Annotated in this window: 3 protein-coding genes; 2 read left to right on the forward strand and 1 reads right to left on the reverse strand. The window is 70.1% G+C overall.

Translation table 11 applies throughout. From position 1 onward, the window contains the following. Window positions 1-148: 148 nt before the first annotated feature. A complete protein-coding gene (locus tag IEZ00_RS35940) occupies window positions 149-1,558 on the reverse strand; it encodes a helix-turn-helix domain-containing protein (RefSeq protein ID WP_229796448.1) in 1,410 nt (469 codons plus the stop codon). 152 nt (window positions 1,559-1,710) lie between these two features. On the opposite strand from IEZ00_RS35940, the gene IEZ00_RS35945 reads away from it, so the two are divergent. Together IEZ00_RS35945 and IEZ00_RS35950 are read left to right on the forward strand one after the other, a co-directional pair. Next, the gene (locus IEZ00_RS35945) at window positions 1,711-3,408 is read left to right on the forward strand and encodes a ribonucleotide reductase barrel domain-containing protein (protein WP_189227814.1); all 1,698 of its coding nucleotides are present in this window, start codon (window positions 1,711-1,713) and stop codon (window positions 3,406-3,408) included. A 36-nt stretch (window positions 3,409-3,444) separates the two neighbouring features. Beyond that, a complete protein-coding gene (locus IEZ00_RS35950; RefSeq protein WP_189227815.1) occupies window positions 3,445-3,924 on the forward strand; it encodes an NUDIX hydrolase in 480 nt (159 codons plus the stop codon). Window positions 3,925-4,041 lie beyond the last annotated feature (117 nt).

Here is a 4,041-nt window from a genome sequence, read left to right on the forward strand (position 1 = left end):
AACGGCGACCGGGGCCGCCCGGACGAGTGACTGAGGAACAGGTGCCGCTGCGCCCTGGTCATCCCGACGAACAGCAGCCGACGATGAGCACCACGGGGGATTTCCAGCCCCGAAACCACAGCTCACGGCTGGTCATGGCACTCGTGTGTCAGGTGACGGCGTGAACCCGGCTGGCGAAGGCCAGGAGACCGGGCATGGCGGCTTGTCGTGGTGAGTTCATCAAATCGCCGACGAGGCGGCGTACGGCATTGCGGGTGTGGACTTCGCCGGGAGCGACGCGTTCGGCAGTCAGCAGGGTGCGATACGCATGCTCGGGTTTGTCCCACTGGGCGTAAGCCATCGCCGTGTCGACCAGCAGGCGGGCGCGGCGTTCGGCGGTGGGGATCGCGGTCAGCGGAAGGCTGTGGGCGTGAGCCAGCGCGGTGCCCGCGTCACCGAGCAGGTAGGCGGCGGAGACGCGGTGACTGACCAGATTCGCCACCGCCGCCCGGTGTCGACGCGGGTCGGTGGTCAGCCGGGCCGTGCTGGCGGCGGCGTCGGCGAACAGATCACCGGCGCGGTCCCGATCGCCCGCGAGGGCGACGGCGTATCCGGCTGAGCAATACAGGTTGGCACGCATGGCCAGGTGCTGTGGTGGCGGAGTGCGGCCTGCCACGTCGAGGTGGTCGGCGGCGGCCAGGGTGAGCGCCAGGGCTCGATCGTGGTGTCCGGCGCGGCGCGCGACCGAGGCGACCAGGCGCTGCGACTCCGCCAGGGTCAGCCCGTCTTCGCCCGCGCGGGCGGCGCGCAGAGCGCGGTCGGCTGCGATCCATTCCAACCCGGACGCTTCCAGCTTGAACAGCGCGCGAGTGGCCAGGTTGTAGAACTCCGCGAGCGTTCGCTGGGCCGCTGGGTCAGTGGTGTCCTCCGCCTGGGCAGCAGCCGCGTTCAGCAGCGCCGGAAGGCGGTCGGCCAGCGGCAGGTAGCGGCAGGCGGCGAACTCCCGCCGAGCGGTGGCCAGTGACTCGCGGAGGACGGCGAGCTCGACCGGTGCGATCGTGGCGTCCGGGCCGAGCAGCACGTCGCCGAGCCGGTCGGCCAGCACCCGCGCGGGGTCGACATCAGTAGCCGACCCGGCGGTCGCTGTGCCCGGCCAGGTCAGGGAGCTACCCGCCAGTCCAGCGAGCCGGAGGAATGCGCGTCGACGCACCGGGTCGTCCTCCTCTGCCGACAGGGTCGTGCCCCCGCCCACCCTAGGCCCCTGGGGGGCGACCGGTCGGAAACCGGATTCGGCCGTGTCGGCCGGGACCAGCCCGAACGCCGCAGGTGGGAGGGTGAGAACTTCGGCGAGCGTGCGCAGCAGTTCGACATCGCGCAGCGGCAGCTTGCCGGTTTCCCACCGGGAGACCTGACTGGCGGAGTAGCCGCAGCGGCGGCCGAGTTCGGCCTGGCTCCAGTGCAACGCGGTACGGGCGATCCGGACGACGTCGCCGGGAGCGTGGCGAGGATGCGATAGCACGGCGACCACCTCCCCGCATGCGGACGGTGACATGAAGGTGTCCTTGATGCGACCTGTCAACTCACCGTAGTGGCTTCCGGCGCGATAACCAGCAGGTTTGCAGGATCTGCACACCGTGTGCCACATCGGCACAGCCCTCTGCCCACGCGGCGTAATCATCGGTTGCGTAGCAGGCGTCCACTCAGCACGGCTAACGCGAAGGGTCTGCGCCGATGTACGCCTCGACATTCCCCTCTACTCCCACCACTGATTCCTATCTGCGCGATGGGCGGATCATCGGTCCCGGCGAGACCGGGCAGGACATGGTCAACCGGATCGTGGCCGCCCTGGCCGCCGCCGACGCCCGCTTCGGAGAAGGCGACGCGGAGGCGTTCGCCGAGCAGCTCGGGTGGGCCCTGGACACGGCTCGGATCGTGTTCTCCACCCCGATCATGACCAACGCGGGCCGATACCCGGACCGGCCGCTGGCCGCGTGCGCGGTGCCGCCGGTGAACCTGCGCGGCGACCTCAGCGCGGTGAAGACCGTGGTGGACGAGTACCACCGGGCCGGGATGGGTACCGGGTTCAACCTCGACGACCTCGCCGACCCGGTGGGAGTGCTGCGCCACCTCAACGACATCGCCGTGGCAGGTGCCCGATCCGGGCTGGAGGACCGGCCGGTGGGGAACATGGCGATCCTGGCGCTTTCACATCCGGCGGCAGTGGAATTCATCAATTGCAAGATCGGCGCCGATCAACGCGAAGAGCAGTGGAAGTTCAACATCTCCCTGCACGTCACCGACGATCAGATGCGCACCGCTCTCACCACCGCCGGGCGCGAACGCGACCTGCTGATCGCCGCCGCCGGAGCCGCGCACGCCTGCGGCGACCCCGGTCTGCTGTTCACCGACCGGATGGACGAGGCCAATCCCACCCCCGAGATGGGCCGGTACGCCTCCACTGCCCCCTGCGCCGAGGTTGGCCTGGTGGCAGGCGAGACCTGCCAATTCGGCTACGTCAACCTCGGCCGCTTCCACACCGGTGCCAGTGGTGTGCCGGTCGACCTCGACGGCCTGGCCGACGCCGTCCGCACCCTGGTGCGGGCGCTGGACGACGCGATCGAGGCCAGCCTCGCCCATTACCCCCACTCGCTGTCGACTCGAGTCATGTCGGCCAAGCGCAAGATCGGTGTCGGGGTGTGCGGGCTGGCGGATCTGCTGCTGGCCGCCGGGGTGCCCTACGACAGCGCCGCCGGGCGGGAACTCGCCCAGGAGGTGCTGATGTTCATCAACTACACCTCCAAGCTCGCCTCGACCGAGCTGGCCGTCCGCCGCGGCCCGTGCCCGGCGGTCTGCGGCGGACGATCCCGCTACGCCGATCCCGCATTCCTCGAGCGGTTCGCCACACTGCCCGTCAGCACTGTCACGGCCGGGCAGTGGACCGCGCTCGCGCACGAGATCGCCACCACCGGGAGCCTGCGCAACTCTTCCACAGTCGCTGTGCCGCCGACTGGGCGCAGCGCGCCGGTCGTGGGAGCTTCCGCAGGCATCGAACCGCTGTTCCTGCTCACCGACCCGCGTCTGCCCGGTCGACTGCACCCCGCCGCACGCCGTGCTCTGCAGGCCGCAGGCCGCACCGACCTGATCGAGCACGTGACGACCCACGGGCGGCTGCCGAACCTGGCAGGCGTCTCGCCCCACCTCGCGGCAGTACTGGCCACCGCCACCTCGATCTCCCCTGCCGGACACCTGGCCATGGCCGCCACCGTGCAGACGTGCGTGGACGAGGCGGTGTCCAAGACCGTCAACCTACCGGGGACCGCGACCGTCCACGACGTGTACGACACCTACGCGGCGGCGTGGGAGGCCGGGTGCAAGGGCATTACCGTCTATGTTGACGGCTCCCGCCAGGTCCAGCCCAAGGCGCTGTGACCCACCCAGCGGTTCGCGGATCTCCCCGAGGTGACGATGACCGAGCAGGCAGAGCAGTACGTGTTCGACACCGAGCACGACCGCTACCCGGTGGCCGTGCACGTCATCCTCACCGACGGTGACGGACGGGTACTGCTCATGCGCCGCGCCGGATCCGGCTACGCCGATGGACAGCTCGGTCTCCCAGCGGGCCACGTCGACCTCGGTGAGACCCCCACCGATTGCGCGGTCCGGGAGATCGCCGAGGAGCTCGGTGTCGGGCTCGACCCGCGTGAGCTGGTACCGAGCGGGACTATGTTCCGCCGTTCCCTGGAACCGCGGGTCGATCTCTTCTTCGTCGCCCGCGCCTGGACCGGCAACCCGGAGATCCGCGAACCGCACAAGTGCACCGAACTGGTCTGGGCCGATCCCGAAAACCTTCCCGACGATGCGCTGGACTTCATCGGAACGGCCCTCGCGGGCACCCGCACCGGGCGTCACTTCCACGAGTACGGCTGGAATACCACCACCGTGTGAGCCCCACCGCCTGCGGTGCGGTGATGGACCGCGCCGAGGGGCCTAGATCAGGCTCAGCTGCGTGCCCCGCTTCTTCCGCTTCGGCGGCACCTCGCCCACCCGCTCGAACCCCGACTT

It is taken from the genome of Saccharothrix coeruleofusca (assembly GCF_014648515.1).
Classification (GTDB): domain Bacteria; phylum Actinomycetota; class Actinomycetes; order Mycobacteriales; family Pseudonocardiaceae; genus Actinosynnema; species Actinosynnema coeruleofuscum.